An 18045-nucleotide genomic window follows, 5' to 3' on the forward strand; every position below is an offset into this window, starting at 1 on the left:
GTATAAACATTATTAATAATAAAAAACTACTACCTTGTCAAATATAGAATATATATACACCTTATTTCTACTAAAAAAAGCCGATACATCGGCTTTTTATTTTTGGTTTAATTGATTATTTTCTTTTTCTATTTTGAATCCAATATGCACTACCTAATAAACCGACAGGAACGCCGACTAATGGTGTTAAAATATTACTAAGTATAAATGTTACAACAACCAAAATACTTACATTCTTAAAATTTAACTCTAAATTTTTAAGATCTTCCCAAGATTGTTTAAATATATTTTTTACAGACATAATAAAACCCCCTCTATATTTATACTAATAATACCACTTTAAATTTAAAAGTATATAAGGCTATAGTTCTAACAATTGTTTTGGTTTATTGACGTTGAGCCTCGGAACCCTTAACTTCAATAAATTTTCTCGGCATAAATGCGTCATTTAATAATTGTGATAACGTTTAGCATTCCAATATACAAAAATCATGAAAAGTACCACATAAATGCCAAACCAAGAATCTAAATAGTTTTGATTCATTTGTTTATAAGCAAAGAACACCAAAAATATTGCCAAAATCATTTGTATACTAAACAAAATCCATTTCAAAATTATCACTCCTTTTTAGAAGAACTTTATCATAAGAGCTATTTAATTTTTAAATACCCTTATTTGCAATTTTAAGATACTTTTTAGAACATTTAGGGGGTTTTATATAGTTTATGAACTATTTAACATCTCTTAAAATGTAAAAAAGCAAAGAGAAACATTGATATATCAGTATTTATTCATATTTTAAAAAAGTTATTTCTACATAGTATCAAGACAAGAAGAAACTCGTTTCAAAAAGCAAAATCAAAAACTAACCCTCTTTATCAACTTTTTCTAAACCAATGATTAATAAAATAAGAACAGATAAAAGCATAAAAGGGAAAAATATAGAAGTAACTAAAAAACCTATAATCATAATTATATAAAACGAATCAATTTTGTAATTTCCGAATTTCATGTAAAAACTCCTTTTGTTTTCTTCTCAAAAAAATAAAATTGCTTTATTCCAAAATAGTTCCACTCAACATCAATAAATTTTCTCGGCATAAATGCATGTTCTATTTTTTTCTTTTCAAATCATATTGTTTTATATATTCTTTAGTTTCGTCGCTAAAGTTAAAGCATAAAAAATAAACTACAATCCCAATCGGGATACCTAATAATGGCGTTGTAAACATACTTGCTATAACAATCGAGAGAATTAACAAAGTTAAATCATCCCAACCCCATTTTTTATTTAAAATATAATTCCATATTTGTTTAATCGACATAAAATAAACCACTCCTTTTAAAAAACTTTATCTTAAAAGCTATTTACAATTTTAAATATCCTTATTTGGAATTGTAAGATACTTTTTAGAGCATTTAGGGTGTTTTTTATAGTTTGCGAACTATTTAACGACTCTTAAAATGCAAAATAGTAGAGAGAAATGCTGAAATATTAGTATCTATTCATAATTAAAAAAAAGGAAATTATTTCTTATAGTATCAAGACAAGAAGAAACTCGTTTCAAATTCGCCTAAATGTCATGCTCTATTTTTAGTGATATTTATAGCCCTAACAACTAGATAAACTGCATTTATAAAAGTCAGAATAGTGTATGGAATTAAAATATATAAATTTTCTAATTGAATTAAGAAAGTTAATCCAACTAAAAATAAAATATTCAAAATGGTAGACATAATAAAAGTTATATCTAACTCGCCTTTTTCATTCAAAATATCTCCTCCTTTTTTTTAAATTTTACCATAATTACTTTGTTCCAATTGCTTTATTGACGTTAATTCTAAGAACACTTAACACTCCCTAAAATTATCGAATGATCAGGCTCATAGCTCTTCTATGTCGACATTCGTCGATTTTTACCTTAGTTTTAAGTAATCGGTGTTATAGCACAGATATAAAAATTAATACTACCTCAAAATTCAACTAAGATTTAAGTTACTAGTATTTTGCGAATAGCTTTTTTATTTTATATATCCAAAGGAGTACTTAAACACCTAAAAGGTATGTTCTAAAATCAAATTTACGTGTAATATAATTCAATATATCTATTTTGTATTTTAAGAAGATATTTAGACCACACCAAAACGAATGTGTTCATGTATTATCACTCCATAATTTTTTAATATTCACATGAACACTAAAAAAAGCCGATACATCGGCTTTTTATTTTTGGTTTAATTTAAATTATTTCTATATAGTATCAAGACAAGAAGTAGCTCGTTTTCAACTCTTTTCTAAAAATAAAAAAGAAAGCAAATCCTAAGATTCACTTTCTTTTTTTAAACTACTCAACAAACCAAAAATAAGAATTAAAACAGAAACAAATAAACATAAGACAAAAAGACCATTGAACTCTGGTGTATTAAAGAAAGAAAACAATTCCAAATTACTTAAATTACCAAGAAAACCGCTATCATTAGGAGTTAATTTTAGATAATCAAAAATAAAAATTAAAATAAACGTCCCAATTGCAAAAAGAATAGCAGAAATTAAATATTTTAAAAATTTACTCAAGATATCCCCCCTTTTTTTTAATATATTATCAAAGTTAATTGCTTTATTCCAATTGCTTTATTGACGTTGTGCTTCGGAACACTTAATAAACCAAAAACTTGTCGAATGGTTGGTATATAATCATGAATTTTAAATGTAATCTTTAAACCAAAATCAATGTACTACATTGGGATAAACTTCTTATTACTAAAAAAGGAGCTTTGTATCATTTCAACAGCCTACTATCTTCTTATTTATTAGATAAACTTATTCTCATATAACAAGTAAAGTACTAACCACAATAATTTCAATGACTTATTTTGTTTGATTAGGGCGTACCTATAACCTACAATATCTCGCAATTTTATATCGATGTTATTTTATGAAAATTTAACTTAGTTCTTTTTTATGATAAATTAAGTTTAGATTTATAAAAAATTTTAATAACTTAAAAGGAGATTATCATATGAATGTTTTAACAGTAGAACATTTAACCAAAAAGATAGGTAAAAAAACTATTCTTGAAGATGTTTCATTAAAGTTAGATCGGGGTCAAATTGCTGGTCTTGTAGGAGCTAATGGAGCAGGTAAAACAACTTTAATGAAAGTTATATTGGGTTATTCAAGCTATCAAAAAGGACAATTTGATGTTATTGAAAATAAACATAAAAAAAGTAATATTGGCGCATTAATTGAAAGTCCAGGAATATATCCATTCATGTCAGGCTATGACAATCTAAAGCTTTTAAATGAATCTAAAAATTCTAATGACATTGATACCATTGTCTCACAACTTAAAATGAATGAGTATATACATAATAAAGCAAAAACATACTCCCTTGGTATGAAACAAAAATTAGGTATCGCAATAGCTTTCTTGAATCAACCTCAATTAATTATTTTAGACGAACCTATGAATGGGTTGGATCCTAAAGCTGTACGGGATGTTAGAGAACTTATCATTAAAAAAGCACAAGAGGGCGTTACTTTTTTAATTTCTAGTCATATCTTAAGTGAATTAGTAAAAATCACCAATTCTATCTTTATTATCAATAAAGGGAAAATTGTAACAGAAACTACAGAAGAAGAATTAAATAAATACGAGGATAATGATTTAGAAAATGTATTATTAGATATTATAGATAAGGAGGAACAATCATAAAATGAGTACGCTAATCAAACAAGAGTGTTTCAAGTTATTTAAAAAGAAGTCAACATATATTATCCCTATTATTATTATAATATTAATGCTTGCTCAAGCAGTAGTTTCTAAAAATTATGATGACGTTTTTTCTCCAAAATTAGCTATTTCATCAGCATTTAGTGGATTTTCATGGTTAATCTTCTTATTAATCATTCAAGCAAGTACAATCATTTCAATGGAATTTTATCATGGTACAATTAAAAATCTGCTTTACCGTAAATATACAAGATCAAGTATCATTATTAGTAAAATCGTAACCTTAATTATTTTTTCGTTAATTTATTTTATTATTACAATAGCTATAGCTATTGTTTTATGGGCTATTTTCTTTAACGATATTAATTTACTTGAGAGTAAAGGTGATGAACTATCACTATTAAGTAAAATGTTATTAACTGGATTAGGTACATTTATTGGAACTTGGTTAGTTTTAAGCATCACTTTATTAATCTCATGTGCAATGAAAAGTCCAGGTGTTTCTATTGCAGTCGGCATTGTCTTTTATTTTGCTACTTCTATTTTATCTGGTTTATTAACAATTGTTATTGATAAATGGGAATGGTTAAAATGGAATCCAATTAACATGATGAATATCATGGTTCAAATTATTGATAAAAGCTTTAAAAAAATTACAAAATTAGAATTACATGAATTATTTATTGGTAATATTGTTTATATATTTATTTTCTTAATTCTTGTAGTATTTGTCTTCAGAAAGAAAAATATCTAAATAAGTTCAATGTATTTTGTGATTAACAAATAATATACTACCCCCCCTCACTATTATTATTGTGAGGGGGTTTTGAATGTACTTAAAAATAACAAAATTAATTTTAAAATATTTTATCATACTTGTGCAACAAATCTATATTTTCTTATTCATTAACCATATAACGGGAAATCTTTACCAAATACTTTTCGCCACTCATCTATTGCTTTTTCATCATCAAGATTTAATGCAAAATTTATGGCATTTTGAGATATTTTAGAGTGTTCAATAGCTTTTTGAGATATTTTATATTTTTCTTCTTGAGTCAAAATGTTAATATCAACTTCTGGATTATCCGGAGAAAAAATCATATTATAAATTTCCTCTTGAATAAAATTTAAAACGTTAGGTATCTCTAAATTAATATGTTGTTTTATTCTTTTATTATCTTGATAATAATTTAATATTATTACTTCTAATAAATAAGAAGGCATTGTAGGTGCCATACTATTTTTATTCCAATATTTAATAATACGTATTACATCTAATAGCTTTCCACCATTAATTTGATTTAAGTCTGAAATTATACTTTTTTCAATTCGAGGATCAGTTTTTTTCCAATTACCATTACCATCAGGTATTAAATAGTGAGTATCTCCGTTTAAATCTTTTTTAGTGAAAAAACAAGGAACAATATCAAAATTCCACTTGTAGGATGATAATTTTAAAGTAGCTGCTTCGTGATTTCTCTTTATTTCTAAGTATTCGTATTGTGGTATCTTATTCAATAACTCAATAAATTTATTTATTACTTTTCTAGAATTAAGTTTATTTGAATCATCAAAACATAATTTTCTTAACATATTTGCATTCTCATCAACTATTATTTCAATTTTATCTAAATATTCAATGTAAGATCCATTTTCTGCATTTAATGCAATCATTATATCTATATCATCTAAATATTTAATTTTAGTTTTTCGAGCAAAAGAACCAAAATATATATTCTTCTCAATATATAAATTCGGAAACGTTTCTTCTTTATCCGGAAATATTTTTATTTGTTGTTCTACTAACCAATCTCTACTTTTTAAGGCTTTATCCGTTTCAATTCTATCTAATCTCACATAATCTTTTAAGAATTTTTCAAATGCTGCTTCTACTGTCTTTACCATTAAATCTCTCCTTTATAAATAAAGATAATTATTTATTTCAATTTCAGATCTTTTTTTATACTTTCCCATTCTTCTGATGTTTTTTTATTAATCTCATTAAATATTTTTGTCGAAAGCATTACTCCCATTCTAGCTTTAAGAATTTCATATTCAATAGTAACATCTAGTATTTTAGATAATTTTTCGTTAAATTTTCCTTCGTCTTTTGTATTTATAAGATATATATATCGAAATTTTTTATAAATTTTTTCTGTTTCAATTTTATATTTTTCTAATTTTATCCAATTAATTATTATATTAGTACCAAATAACAGCTGTATTATAAATAAAAGTAACTCTATATGAGTTGAACGTAATATTAATAGAAACAACAAAATTGTTAAAGAAATTATTGATTTACATCTTTCTTTATGTAACATTTTTTTACTAATTTCAAAAGAAAATAATGAATTCTCAAAAGTATTTAAACCTAAACGAAATATAGATGGCGAACTTTCATTATTATAGTAACCTTTAGTTTTTTCATCATTTAAAGGTATTCCAAACGAATTCGATAGTAAATGAGTTTTTCTTATATTTTCTACTTTAGGAATCAACCAGACTGTTAAAATAGTATCAATTGCAAAGAAAAACACTAATACTACTATGTAGAGTACTATAATTAAATATTTAAAGTCATTATCTAAAATAAATGTAACGAAACAAGAACAGATTAATGATAAATAAAAGAGTATTTTTTTAATTTTATTTACACAATTGACTTTTTTATACTTACTATCCATAGTATCTTTTCTCTCTTTTGTCATAAATACCACCTATCATATATTACACTTTCTATATCTATTATATAAAATTTACTTTTTGCGTTCCTCTACTAACCAGTGTTATAATTTAGATAACAAGAGCTTCGTGCATTATATGCACCAATCCCCTCACTACTCGCAATAGTGAGGGGATTTTTAGGTGTTGGCTAATATCGCCTATTTTTTCTTAGTGTTACGTGTACGTAGCCAATGCGTAAATAACGCAACAATACAACCACTGATGACTGTGGTCGTGATGTGAACAAGAGCTTCGACCATCTGATATGCACCTCCTCTCTGCGTCTAAATTGACGCCTGAGAGATAGGCAACCTGTATATTATATCATCTCTGAATAAGGGATAATAGATAACTTCCGATAAGTAATTTTATATAACGCTAATTTTACTTATAGTTTTTCATCACTCCACCCAAGAAAACCATCTTTAACTTTTATTGTAAACTTTCCACTCCAGAAAGTACTAATTTCATAATAGAAGATGCCTCCACTTTCTCGAATGAATTTGATATCATTTCCGTATTTTTTGATAACATAATTGTCTGCATCTGTTCTTTTAGACATTTAAGACCACGCCTTCATTTTATAAAAATACCTCTTTTATCATCTAACCAAAAATTAAATGTAAGATGTTTTTCACAATTATCAAACTAACTACAATAACAATAAAACTTGATATCTTATTTAAAATTATTATATATTTTCCAGTTTGATCTATAGATCCTAAAATCTTCCCTAATACAGCTAATAAAATAAACCATATCCATGAAATCATAATAGTAGAAATACTGAATAAGAATTTTTCTGAACCTGAATAAACAGAAGCGCTTGTTCCAATTACTCCTACTGTGTCCATGATTGCATGAGGATTTAATAGTGATACAGATATAGCAAAGCCAATTTGCTTTTTAGCACTCATAGAGTCATGATTTTCTAAATTATTAGGTTTTTCATTCCATAATGACCACGCCATATATAATAAAAACATAAGGCCTATAATATATATAACTAATTGCAACGTAGGTAAAGACATTAAAATCAATGAAACGCCTAAAACTGCAATTGTTATTAAAAATGTATCGCATAGTCCAGCTGTTATTATGACTGGTAAAGCTTTTGTAAATTTCTTTTGATTAGCTCCTTGATTAAATACAAAAACATTCTGTGCTCCTAACGGTAGAATTAGACCTAGCGCTAATAAAACACCATGTACGATTGGTTGCAACATAATACTAACTCTCTTTCATTTTACTATTGGGTGTACAAATATCTTTTACCACACTATAAAATCCTGGTAATGTAGTTTTGAAAAATCCTGTGCAATGATGTGCTTCTCTATATTTTTTATCTTGCATCAAAATAGAGTGTGCCTTCTTTAAATTATAGTGCGGAATAGCTGGGAATAAATGATGTACCAAGTGATAATTATCATGATGTGGGTGAAATAAAAATATTGTCTAAGGCATACCAAACGTATTTCTACTTGCTGTTAATTCAGTATCATTGTTTAATCCTGAATGTTCTGCCATTTCTGCCCAGTAACGAATAATTTGAAAAGTTGTAAGAAGTGGTACAAACCAAAAGATAATAAGGTAAAACCAAAAATTAAATACTATAGATGTTGATATCAAAACCAACCATAAAATATTTCTAGTCCAAAGTTCTGACTTAGGTATGTCCTTACTATAAAGGTTAGCTGATACCGTACCTAGTATATACTTTGGCACATGAAACAGTAATAACACCTTTATAATGTGATCTTTTATAAATTTATTGATGTTTTCCTGTGGCTTATCTAGTCCAACAATACGATATCTTTTTGTATCAGGATCATTTTCTTCATCCCATAAATTCCTATGATGTTGAAAGTGAGAATTACAATATGTAGTAAAACTTGTAAAAATGGGGAATGCTATAAAAATACAAGTAATCCACTTATTATAAAATTTATTCGTAAATAATGAACGATGGCATGCTTCGTGCATTAAATTGTCAAAAGCTCGCATTCGACTTCCAATTAAAATAATACTAAGCAGGTAAACAAATATATTTCCTGTTGTTATGCTTAAATAAGCACTTCCAAAAATAACCAACCAATCAAAAAGTAAAGCAAAAATATTATGATAGTTATCTTTTTTCATCAAAGGTTTTAATTCTTTTTTGATTTCTTTAGAAAAAACTGCTTTTTCTAATTTCAGTGACATCATAACCCCTCCTTTGGATTGTATGTTATAATAATCTGAAATTTTAAAAAACTACCAGATTAAAGATAAAATTCCAACCAGATTTAAGGAGAAGAAGTATGGGAAATTTTCAATACAAAATGATAATAGATGATATTATTAATAAGATTAACAATGGCGAATTATCATCAGGAGATAAATTACCATCTCAAAGAGAAATTTCTCAATATTATAATGTGAATAGATCTACAGTTATACAGTCATTAGATATTTTGAAAAGTTATGGTATTTTGGAAACTATTGAAAAAAAAGGCGTTTATGTATCTCAATATAAATGGAATGCTTATATTACAAGTAATATTCATTGGCAAAATTATATAGGGAACAGCATGTCTAAAAGCAACCAATTTTATATTCAAAGAATCAATGAATTAGAATTCAATCCTAATATTATACGTCTAGGTACTGGCGAGTTATCTCCAAAGTTAATTCCAAATCATTTGTTCAAAGAAATAATATCAAACAGTATTAGTGACTCTATACAAACGAATTATGAGGAACCAAAAGGAAAATTAAGTCTTAGATTAGAAGTAGTAAATTATATGAAAAAAAGGGGAGTCATATGTGATGTGGATAACATATGTATCACTTCAGGTGCTGTTCAAGGATTAAAACTAATAGCTGATGGATTATTAGTTCCTCAATCTAAAATTATTATTGAAACACCTTCTTATATTAATTCCATACGTACTTGGCATAATATCAAATCGAAAATGATCCCTTTATCAATCAACTATATAAAGCGAAATATTAATAATATATTTAAAATAAGTAGTAACTACAAAAACAGCATATTTTATTGTATACCTACTTTACACAATCCTACTCAAAATACTTATACTAAAGAAGAAAAGCAAAAAATTATAGATCAATGTCAAAAAAACGGAATACCTATTGTTGAAGATAGTATATATTCTGATTTATGGTTTGATGAAAAAAGACCGATGCCCATGAAATCTTTGAAAAATAGTGACAATGTTTTATATTTAGGAAGTTTATCTAAAACGGTAAGTCCTGGTCTGCGTATTGGATGGATAGTAGCAGATAAAAATGTAATTAATCACTTATCTGATTTAAAAATGCAGAATGACTATGGTGCTAGTTCTATATCACAATATATTGCCACAAAATGGCTAAATACTTATCATGAAAAACATATATCTGAATTAAAATTAGAATTAAAAAAACGTAAAGATATATTTATAGACGCCCTAAAAACTCATTTATCTATGTATGGTAGTTGGAATGACCCTAGTGGATCATTTTATATTTGGTTTGAGTTCTCTATATCAATAAACGTAAAAAAATTGTTTAATGAATCTATAAAAGAAAATATACTTATACAACCTGGAGAAATATATGATTCTAACTACAAAAACTACATTCGATTTTCTTACTCATACATTGATGAGAATGATATTAATAGAAGTTTAAAAAAATTAAGTAATATTATTAAAAAAATTAGAAATTGATTCCTAAGAACTTTCTTTACTTTGCATTCCTCTACTAACCAGTGTTATAATTTGATTAACAAATAGTGTACTAACATGATAAACACCGAGCCCGATAACTACTGCGAATAGTTATCGGGCTCTTTTGGTGTATTAGCTATATGTCGTCGCTAAATTACTTTTCACGATTATTCAGCCAATGAGAAAATAACGTGAGTATAACTCCTACTATGATAGGAGCTATAATAGTTACAAATAGTGTACTGAACATGATGTCACCTCCTTCCATGCTAAATACAGCACAGAAGTGAACGACGACTTTTGTATTATATCATTTCTAATAATTGAGTTACAGATAACTTCCGATAAGTCATTTTTATGTTTAAATAAACATCAAAAAGTAACAATAATAACCTTGATTTTAGTAAAATGCCTAAAAAACTTGTTATTCTTTCACAATGATTACTAACTTAGATATCTACTAGTAATAACAAAAGAAAGATATGTTTTATTCTATCTTGTATGTTATTAATGAAAATTTATCCTTAACAAGTGAATAAATAAAACTTGAATTAAAAACCCTAAAAAACACAGATCGTTATGTAAAGAAGTAACACTTTTCTAAAATCTAAAATGGAGAGTGAGACGATGAAAAAACTAGAAGATAAATGCCAAATTACACTCATAGTGCAATCAATAATTGTTGTTACATTATTTTTTACTTGTGAAGCCCTTCTTTTTACATACTTAAACAAACCCGCATTTTACATAATAGGTGTAATTTGTTTGCTATTAACTCTAGGATTATGTAATGTATTTAAATTTAATTTATTTTCTTTCAAACCTTTAAAACGTAATGAAGTAGCTTTAATTATAATAAGCTTTCTTGTTATCGAAATAACAACTTATTTACTAACTACTTTTTTTCCTATACCAAATAACCAGGAAAGTTTAGACAATCTAGTTGATCATTCGAATTTAATTATTGCAATAATAACACTTGGAATTTTGATACCTATAATAGAAGAGTGTATTTGTAGAGGAATATTTATTAAAGTTCTATTTCAAAAAAAGCAACGTATAGGCGTAATAATTTCTATACTTTTATTTACTTTTGCTCATGGTCCCACAAGCATAACAGACTTTATAATCTATGGACTTCCAGCAGTTATTTACTCAGTGATTTACTATAAAACTAAAAGGCTAGAAATACCAATTATAATCCACATAATGAATAATTTATATGTATTCTTAACTTAACAAAAAACAGGAAAAATACTGATATATTAGTATATATCCCTATTTTTAAAAAGCGTTATTTCTATATAGTATCAAGACAAGAGGAAACTCATTTCAAATCGCTTTTAATTCTTTGAATTATTCTTATTGCCCTTAACCACTTTAACAACTAAATAAACAGCATTTATTACTATTAAAATAGTATATGGAATTAATATATATAAATTTTCTAAACCACATATAAAAGTTAATCTAAATAAAAAGAAAATATTTAAAATAACCTTTATCTAGCACTGTGTTTTTATTCAAAATAGCCACTTTTTTTAAGCAATATTAACATATTTGCTTTGTTAACGTTGAGTCTCGAAATCCTTACTTAAAGAATCTAAAACTCGTCGAATAGTTGTCATAATGGGGTTTTATTAATGAAAATATATCTGCCTTGGTAAATGTGTAAATAAAAATAGAATTAAAGAAAGGAATCAAATAATTATGTCTAAAAACAATACATATAATTTATCTAATAAGTCCTATATTATATTGTTAATTCAATCGCTTTTTATTATTTTATTGCTATTTTCTGCTGAAATCTTACTTGTGGTTTTCGTCGATAAATTCTTACTTTATTCAATCACAGTAGTCTATCTCATAGGTATTTTTGGATTATGTAAGTTACTAAAAATTAAATTGTTTCAATGGAAATTAATCACCAAAAAACAGTGGATAGTTGTAACTATTGCTATTTTTATATTGTGTCTAATTAATTTTATTATCAATCTTAATTTATCTTCTGTTAGTAATGAAAATACTTTAGATACTATGACCTCTAGAGCTTCTACATTTCTCTTGTTATTAACTTTCGGTATATTTGTGCCTATAATTGAAGAATGTATTTTTAGAGGTTTCATAATCAAAGGTGTTTTTAGAGGGGCTCCCATTATTGGTTGTATAATTTCTATTATTCTTTTTACATTAGCTCATAATCCCACTAACATTTGGGAATATTTAATTTTTGGTTTTTCTAGTATCGTTTACGTTGTATCATTTATGAAAACTCAACGGTTAGAAGTTCCTATTTTAATACATATTTTAAATAATATTTTAGGTGTACTTATATAATAATCTTTTAAGGAATTTTACTCATGTTAAAAATTTTTAAATACTTTTAATGATCAAGTGATAATGTCCTTTTAAAGTATTTACATCTGAGATAGTTCATACAAAAGACTCCTTTTTTGCTAAAATTATACTATCAAATTAATTTTGCAATAGAATTTCTAAAGAATATTAAGAGCAAGAAAGAAAGCAGGCTAGACATAATAGGGCATACGTAAATAAAAAGTAAAGAGCATTATTATACCGAGAAAACTTATTATCTGGAATAAGCTACATGTTAGCGAATTGCTTAGTGATTTGTTGGGATTAATTTCAAAAAAATACCAACTTAACAACATATAAAAATTTGTTGTTCCTAACAATAAAAAATTGGAATAATGCAATTTAGGATAAAAATATATATGTTGATAAGTTATATTTTTATTGTTATTTTTAATTTGGGATGTTGGAATGTTTGCAGTATATAATGGAGGTTTTATTTTTGAATAGTAAAAATAAATTTTTATCTCTTTTCTTTGCAGGAACTGCTACTTTAACTTTTACTTTAATTCCATTTAATGATGTTAAAGCTTCAGAAACAAATTATTCTGACTCACAAAATGTTGCCTTGAAAAATGGTAAGTCTTCATTATCTCATGCAGAGAAATATATTTACGCGGATCAAACTAATTAAAAAGTATTTATTTAATAAAGAAAAATTTATGGATGAAACAAATGCCACTTCTAAAGATGTGAGAGAGATAGAATCCGATTTACAAACAACAAATCATGATATTAAAAACACGAATAATGTTAGATATGAAAATGGTAACTTCGTTAGATATGTCAGTTCTGTAGAAGAAAACAATATATTAGCAGAGCAAGGATTAAAAAATGATGAAAATACTCCTGCAGTAACTACTTTTGCAGCGAAGAAAGGTGGAGTTACTAAAGTAACTTTTGGTAAAGATGGAGGTATAGATATATATTTATCTCATAAATTTGCAACTACTTTAGTTCAAGGTGGCGTTACAGCCGCATCCACTGCTATAGGCGGTTTAACTGCTGGAATTGGTTCTGCTGTTGCAGGTGCTTTTGCTAGTCAATTAGTTAATGCTTATGCAGGTAAAGCTATACCTAAGAATGGAATTATAATGTATGGAAAACCACACGGAAGTGAAAATATAACATTTGCTCCACAATAAATTTGAGAGAGTGTTTCTAAATGAAAAAAACATTTTTAGTTTTTTTAATTTTATTCCTTGTAGTAATATTAACTACTACTTTGTCCTCATTAAGTAATAATATGTTATTGAATGTAGTACTTGGTGTAATCTTCGTTATTTTAGGTGCTTTTTTTATAAAAAAAATAATTAAGAATAATTAACTAGCATTAGGTATCTTGTTTTCTAATATTTTAGAAGACAAGATACTTTTATTTTTTGAATTGTATCTGAGTTGTTTCTATTTGTTTACGTGTAATGATGATAAATTTTTGTTTTGTAAAAATCTTTTTACATGTGTTATATATCATATTCGTCTAGGTTCTATTGTAAAGTTGAAAGATAAATATTTAATCTTAAGTTTAATATAGTACTTTGTGTTAAGGGGATTTTTTAGGTGTGACTAAAGTCGCCTATTTATCGTTGCGATTACGTAGCCAATGCGTAAATAACACAACAATACAACCACTGATGACTGTGGTTGTGATGTGAACAAGAATTTCTAGGGTTCTGTTGCAAAGTTAAATTAATATACAAAGTTATGCAAAAGCAGTAAATTATATACTATTATATCAACAGATTATTCGGTTGGATTTTATTATTTTTCATTTCTTTGTATCTATATTATATAATTTTCAAGTTTGCAACAGAACCAAAGAATTGGGGTTTATCTTTATAAATTTACATATTAATAAAATTAAAGCTAGAAAAGGTCGCAAAATTGAATACTTAGAATTTACTTTTGACGCTGAGAAACGTATTCATAGCAAACGACAACCTCAAATGAAAGATATAGATAAACAGAAACAATTCATAAGCCGAGAGAAAACACCACAATGGTTAAAAGAACGTTCATACCATCAAGAAATACAAAACGAAGAATATGATCCCCAATTTGAAGAAAAAAGAAAAGAATTTTCTAAACAGTTGGAAGTTGATTGGAAAGAATAGAATAATAGCAATAAATTACGTTATTAAAATAAAAGTCAAAAAAACGCAAGAATGGAGTTTTGTATAATGAAATATTTCAATAATTTTTTTACAATACTTTATGCTTTAATACTTGCTCTTATAGTGTTTTTTGTTTTTAAATTCACATCTTTAAAAACTTTTACTGGAACTGGATTTAAACTGTACATTATTTTTACTGTAATCGGTTTGTTTATAGTTTTTATGAATACACTTTATAAAATAAATCACAAGAAAAATAGAAAAAATAAATAATATAGGATGAATACTTATGAAAAACAGAATAATTATGGGTAGCATTTTTTTATTTATTATTATAATTTATGCTTTGTATATCTTGCCTAATCTAGATATAAATAATCAATTAGTCAACTTAATTTCCATTATAATTTTATTTCTAATAGGTGGTATCTTAGGAACTTTAGGAAGAAAATTAGATAAAAAAAAGTAACTCTTATTTTTAATTTAGAATTTTGAATAAAGATACAAGATACTAACTAATGAAAACAAATGAAAACGTGTCAGACCAGTGATGTATAAAATCTGTATAAATGATAATCATAAGCAAAAGGCTTAAACGTTGATCTAACAATGTTTAAGCCTTTTGAGTTAGTTAACATAATAAAGTGTTATGGGTAGTCACTTTGTATAACTCATACATTATTAACTTTATAAATTTTTTATTTTACACACACTTCTATAACTGTACTTTGCAATTTTGTCGAATTAATAAATTATTAATTAAATAATATTATGGTACATTCTCCTTGAAAATGTTTTGGAAATTGAAAATAAATTAAATACAGTTTGGAACTATGATATAACATTTAAGAAATATTCACTATATTTACGTAATAATTTGATAATCTAAAATTAATTAAATAAATTGAAAGAAATCTCAGTTATGAAACATAACATTCTATCAAAAGTAATTTTAAGTACTGCGATTGTAACAGGTTCTGTGGCTGCTCCATTTGTAATTTCTGATCATAATCAAACGCATGCAGCAGAAAAGCAAGAAGGTATAGGCAAATTAAGTCAAAAAAATGAAAGCACACTACATTTATCAGTCAATAAAAATATAAAGGGTACAGTTAGTTCAAACAGCGAATTAACTTTATCTGATGGTAAAGAAACAAAGCAAATGCCTACAAATGCTACTGATAAAAATGGTAATGAGGTTGTACTAGCATATAAAAAATCTGGAGATGGATTTGATGTACAAGTAATTAAATCATCTCAAGAAAGAAAGACTAATTGGGGTAAATGTGCACTAGGCACAGCCGGTGGTGCAGGAACTGGTGGTTTAGGTGGAGCTAGTGCTGGTTCAGTAGTTCCTGCTTTAGGTACAGCAACTGGTGCTGCGGCTTCATGCTTCTAGTCAATTTAATTCCTATTTAAGGAGTTGATTATATGAAAGATTCAATATTTTGGAAGAAATCTTTTATTCCTGTTTATTTTATAGTTGCACTTTTAGCATTTTTACTATTTAAATTTTATATTCAAACTGATAATTTATCAGTATATTTATTGGTAGCTTTTGTTGCCATTTTAGGATTAGCATCTATAATTTATAACTCAAATACAAACAGATGACGAAAGAACTTTATTATTTAGTATTTATGAATTTGAACTTAGTGGCTAGCAATTAGCCACTTATTTTTTTTCGCAGAAAATAACCTAAGGGGCTTTGGTCGTAAGGATTATGTGGATTTAATTAAAGATGTGTATGGTATAGATTGCTTACAATAATGGAAGTCTATACAAAAACGTGGTGTTAAAGGCTATGATTATTTAAATGCTATGAATGTTTTGTATGAGCTTGAGGATTATTATATAAGAATGTATGTACAACCTTTAGAGTTTGAAGATTAAACGTAAAAAAAGAGGTGACTATTTGCAGTCACCTCTTTTTTGAGTTCCACGACATTTGCAAAATGTCGTAACGGTTAAGCGTTCAATTTGTAAGCATAACGTTCCATATAACAGCATACAAAGTAGTGCATCAATTCATCAGCATTTAATGCCACCATCGTTAATTCTGCACCGCATGGCTTTGTATAGCGGACATAATGGTATAAATCATCAAATAAGTCTTTTTTAGTCTGTTTATCGCTCATATTGAATACTTCGTGTACATTAGTCCTTTTTCTTCTAATCTCTTTAAAATCACGCCGAAAACGAATGTGTTCATGTGTTATCACTCCATTATTTTTTAATATTCACATGAACACTAAAACACCGACGTGTCGGTGTTTAATAATATTTTCTTTAAACCAAAGTTCAAGAAGAAACTCGTTTCACTCGTTTCAAAAACCCTTCTGATTTTTAGAGAAAAACTCTCTTATTTCATCGTCTTTAATAAAATAATATGCCATCTTTCCCTTTTTATAAAAATCAAGTACATCATTTTTATATAAAAGTCTTAAATGATGTGAAGTTGAAGCAACACTCATTTTCAATATCAAAGAAATATCACAAACACACAACTCATCTTCTTTAATCAAAGATAATATAATTTTCAATTTCTTCTCATCACAAATCTTTTCTAAAATGTTAAGTAATTTCTTAGATTTATCATCTTCTAAAAAACTTAAAGCATTGTTAACTTTATCCTCATGTACACAGATCACATCACAAGCATTTTCATAGCTCATATAAAATCACACCCTAAATTAAAATATAAATCCTAAAATTGTTTGAATAGTGTCATTTTCTATAATGATAAATAAACCTAAAGCTATATAAATAACAGCCATAATCCAACGACCAAATTTCTCAACAATTTCTCCAACTCCTGGAATATTAGCTAATTTTTGTGCAGTAAATACCAAGACGAAAATTAAAATTAAAAAGACAAACAAAGTAATTAATAAATTAGTAACACTTAATGTCACAAAATAGGGAACAAATACACCTATATTATCAGCGCCACAACTTGCTATGGTAATAATTGCAATCGTACCAACTAGTTTAGACAATCCTTTTTCATTCAATTCTTTTTTAGCTCTCTCTTCTCCGTCACTATCACCATAAATAGCCACTTTAATTCCTAAATAAATCGGTATTAACCCTAATAATCCTAATATCCATTTTTCAGGAACATAATTTAAGACAAAGGCAAAGAATAAACTTATGACAATCAATGTCACAGATCCTACATATTGACCAATATAAATATCGCGATATTCTTTCCTAGTCTTTGCTCTAGCAAAGAACATTAATAAAATCACTAATAAGTCTAATGCTGTCACAATATAAAGAATAGCAGCAGTTACAATAGTCTGAATCATAATTACACCTCATTCAAAAATATTTTTGAATGTATTATAACTTATTTTTTTAAATAATCATAGGTTTAA

Annotated in this window: 24 protein-coding genes and 3 pseudogenes; 10 read left to right on the forward strand and 17 right to left on the reverse strand. The window is 26.6% G+C overall.

From position 1 onward, the window contains the following. Nucleotides 1-115 precede the first annotated feature (115 nt). The 6 genes from NR218_RS02615 to NR218_RS02640 form a co-directional block, all read right to left on the reverse strand. A complete protein-coding gene (locus tag NR218_RS02615) occupies nucleotides 116-301 on the reverse strand; it encodes a VraH family peptide resistance protein (protein ID WP_053019837.1) in 186 nt (61 codons plus the stop codon). A gap of 147 nt (nucleotides 302-448) precedes the next feature. Then, on the reverse strand, nucleotides 449-613 hold the full coding sequence (locus tag NR218_RS02620) for a hypothetical protein (RefSeq protein ID WP_002449165.1): 165 nt from the start codon (nucleotides 611-613) through the stop codon (nucleotides 449-451). A 253-nt stretch (nucleotides 614-866) separates the two neighbouring features. Continuing rightward, nucleotides 867-1013, reverse strand: a complete 147-nt coding sequence (locus tag NR218_RS02625; protein WP_262617951.1) for a hypothetical protein — start codon at nucleotides 1011-1013, stop codon at nucleotides 867-869. Between the two features lie 100 nt (nucleotides 1014-1113). Next, on the reverse strand, nucleotides 1114-1326 hold the full coding sequence (locus NR218_RS02630) for a VraH family peptide resistance protein (protein ID WP_242267376.1): 213 nt from the start codon (nucleotides 1324-1326) through the stop codon (nucleotides 1114-1116). 256 nt (nucleotides 1327-1582) lie between these two features. Beyond that, the gene (locus NR218_RS02635) at nucleotides 1583-1774 is read right to left on the reverse strand and encodes a hypothetical protein (RefSeq protein WP_265848323.1); all 192 of its coding nucleotides are present in this window, start codon (nucleotides 1772-1774) and stop codon (nucleotides 1583-1585) included. A gap of 547 nt (nucleotides 1775-2321) precedes the next feature. Further along, nucleotides 2322-2576: a hypothetical protein gene (locus NR218_RS02640; protein WP_265848324.1), complete on the reverse strand. Its 255-nt coding sequence runs from the start codon at nucleotides 2574-2576 to the stop codon at nucleotides 2322-2324. A 445-nt stretch (nucleotides 2577-3021) separates the two neighbouring features. Here NR218_RS02640 and NR218_RS02645 point away from each other — a divergent pair, with 445 nt between their 5' ends. Together NR218_RS02645 and NR218_RS02650 are read left to right on the forward strand one after the other, a co-directional pair. Further along, entirely contained in the window at nucleotides 3022-3717 is a 696-nt protein-coding gene (locus NR218_RS02645; RefSeq protein WP_002449258.1) for an ABC transporter ATP-binding protein, read from the forward strand. A 1-nt stretch (nucleotide 3718) separates the two neighbouring features. Then, nucleotides 3719-4489 carry an ABC transporter permease gene (locus NR218_RS02650; RefSeq protein ID WP_265848325.1) on the forward strand — a complete coding sequence of 257 codons (771 nt, stop codon included), beginning with the start codon at nucleotides 3719-3721 and terminating at the stop codon, nucleotides 4487-4489. A 152-nt stretch (nucleotides 4490-4641) separates the two neighbouring features. On the opposite strand, the gene NR218_RS02655 is transcribed toward NR218_RS02650, so the two are convergent. The 6 genes and pseudogenes from NR218_RS02655 to NR218_RS02680 all read right to left on the reverse strand — a co-directional run bounded on the left by NR218_RS02655 (nucleotide 4642) and on the right by NR218_RS02680 (nucleotide 8667). Next, nucleotides 4642-5643, reverse strand: a complete 1002-nt coding sequence (locus NR218_RS02655; protein ID WP_265848326.1) for a nucleotidyltransferase — start codon at nucleotides 5641-5643, stop codon at nucleotides 4642-4644. Nucleotides 5644-5675: 32 nt separating this feature from the next. Further along, on the reverse strand, nucleotides 5676-6449 hold the full coding sequence (locus tag NR218_RS02660) for a hypothetical protein (RefSeq protein ID WP_071561003.1): 774 nt from the start codon (nucleotides 6447-6449) through the stop codon (nucleotides 5676-5678). A 174-nt stretch (nucleotides 6450-6623) separates the two neighbouring features. Then, entirely contained in the window at nucleotides 6624-6725 is a 102-nt protein-coding gene (locus tag NR218_RS02665; protein ID WP_141768459.1) for a type I toxin-antitoxin system Fst family toxin, read from the reverse strand. Nucleotides 6726-6853: 128 nt separating this feature from the next. Then, nucleotides 6854-7027, reverse strand: a complete 174-nt coding sequence (locus NR218_RS02670; protein ID WP_000044738.1) for a hypothetical protein — start codon at nucleotides 7025-7027, stop codon at nucleotides 6854-6856. 43 nt (nucleotides 7028-7070) lie between these two features. Continuing rightward, complete coding sequence (locus NR218_RS02675; RefSeq protein WP_000941203.1) at nucleotides 7071-7691, reverse strand: LysE/ArgO family amino acid transporter; 621 nt, start codon at nucleotides 7689-7691, stop codon at nucleotides 7071-7073. Nucleotides 7692-7695: 4 nt separating this feature from the next. Next, nucleotides 7696-8667, reverse strand: a pseudogene (locus NR218_RS02680) (fatty acid desaturase). A gap of 98 nt (nucleotides 8668-8765) precedes the next feature. Between NR218_RS02680 and NR218_RS02685 the strand changes: the two are divergent. Continuing rightward, the gene (locus NR218_RS02685) at nucleotides 8766-10178 is read left to right on the forward strand and encodes a PLP-dependent aminotransferase family protein (protein WP_000526300.1); all 1413 of its coding nucleotides are present in this window, start codon (nucleotides 8766-8768) and stop codon (nucleotides 10176-10178) included. Nucleotides 10179-10332: 154 nt separating this feature from the next. Here the strand turns inward: NR218_RS02685 and NR218_RS02690 are convergent, their stop codons facing one another. After that, entirely contained in the window at nucleotides 10333-10428 is a 96-nt protein-coding gene (locus NR218_RS02690) for a type I toxin-antitoxin system Fst family toxin (protein ID WP_000493114.1), read from the reverse strand. A 377-nt stretch (nucleotides 10429-10805) separates the two neighbouring features. On the opposite strand from NR218_RS02690, the gene NR218_RS02695 reads away from it, so the two are divergent. From NR218_RS02695 to NR218_RS02710, 4 genes are all read left to right on the forward strand, one after another. Continuing rightward, entirely contained in the window at nucleotides 10806-11417 is a 612-nt protein-coding gene (locus NR218_RS02695) for a CPBP family intramembrane glutamic endopeptidase (protein WP_072291439.1), read from the forward strand. A gap of 471 nt (nucleotides 11418-11888) precedes the next feature. Then, nucleotides 11889-12515, forward strand: coding sequence for a CPBP family intramembrane glutamic endopeptidase (locus tag NR218_RS02700; RefSeq protein WP_072291440.1), 627 nt, complete (start codon nucleotides 11889-11891; stop codon nucleotides 12513-12515). Nucleotides 12516-12993: 478 nt separating this feature from the next. Then, nucleotides 12994-13185 carry a hypothetical protein gene (locus tag NR218_RS02705; protein ID WP_265883241.1) on the forward strand — a complete coding sequence of 64 codons (192 nt, stop codon included), beginning with the start codon at nucleotides 12994-12996 and terminating at the stop codon, nucleotides 13183-13185. A gap of 28 nt (nucleotides 13186-13213) precedes the next feature. Beyond that, complete coding sequence (locus NR218_RS02710; protein ID WP_265883242.1) at nucleotides 13214-13696, forward strand: hypothetical protein; 483 nt, start codon at nucleotides 13214-13216, stop codon at nucleotides 13694-13696. Nucleotides 13697-14127: 431 nt separating this feature from the next. Here the strand turns inward: NR218_RS02710 and NR218_RS02715 are convergent, their stop codons facing one another. Continuing rightward, nucleotides 14128-14214 carry a type I toxin-antitoxin system Fst family toxin gene (locus tag NR218_RS02715; RefSeq protein ID WP_141768627.1) on the reverse strand — a complete coding sequence of 29 codons (87 nt, stop codon included), beginning with the start codon at nucleotides 14212-14214 and terminating at the stop codon, nucleotides 14128-14130. A 157-nt stretch (nucleotides 14215-14371) separates the two neighbouring features. Here NR218_RS02715 and NR218_RS02720 point away from each other — a divergent pair. From NR218_RS02720 to NR218_RS02730, 3 genes and pseudogenes are all read left to right on the forward strand, one after another. Beyond that, nucleotides 14372-14665, forward strand: a pseudogene (locus tag NR218_RS02720) (RepB family plasmid replication initiator protein); the annotation flags it as partial. 922 nt (nucleotides 14666-15587) lie between these two features. Beyond that, nucleotides 15588-16064: a hypothetical protein gene (locus NR218_RS02725; RefSeq protein WP_049434223.1), complete on the forward strand. Its 477-nt coding sequence runs from the start codon at nucleotides 15588-15590 to the stop codon at nucleotides 16062-16064. A 32-nt stretch (nucleotides 16065-16096) separates the two neighbouring features. Beyond that, a complete protein-coding gene (locus NR218_RS02730) occupies nucleotides 16097-16279 on the forward strand; it encodes a hypothetical protein (protein ID WP_072291442.1) in 183 nt (60 codons plus the stop codon). Nucleotides 16280-16632: 353 nt separating this feature from the next. On the opposite strand, the pseudogene NR218_RS02735 reads toward NR218_RS02730, so the two are convergent. The 3 genes and pseudogenes from NR218_RS02735 to NR218_RS02745 all read right to left on the reverse strand — a co-directional run bounded on the left by NR218_RS02735 (nucleotide 16633) and on the right by NR218_RS02745 (nucleotide 17976). Continuing rightward, nucleotides 16633-16877 (reverse strand): annotated as a pseudogene (locus NR218_RS02735) (hypothetical protein). A 115-nt stretch (nucleotides 16878-16992) separates the two neighbouring features. Continuing rightward, on the reverse strand, nucleotides 16993-17340 hold the full coding sequence (locus tag NR218_RS02740) for an ArsR/SmtB family transcription factor (protein WP_002454672.1): 348 nt from the start codon (nucleotides 17338-17340) through the stop codon (nucleotides 16993-16995). Nucleotides 17341-17358: 18 nt separating this feature from the next. Further along, nucleotides 17359-17976 carry a CadD family cadmium resistance transporter gene (locus NR218_RS02745; RefSeq protein ID WP_002454671.1) on the reverse strand — a complete coding sequence of 206 codons (618 nt, stop codon included), beginning with the start codon at nucleotides 17974-17976 and terminating at the stop codon, nucleotides 17359-17361. Between the last annotated feature and the right edge of the window lie 69 nt (nucleotides 17977-18045).

This window comes from Staphylococcus sp. SUC_1.2 (genome assembly GCF_026222585.1).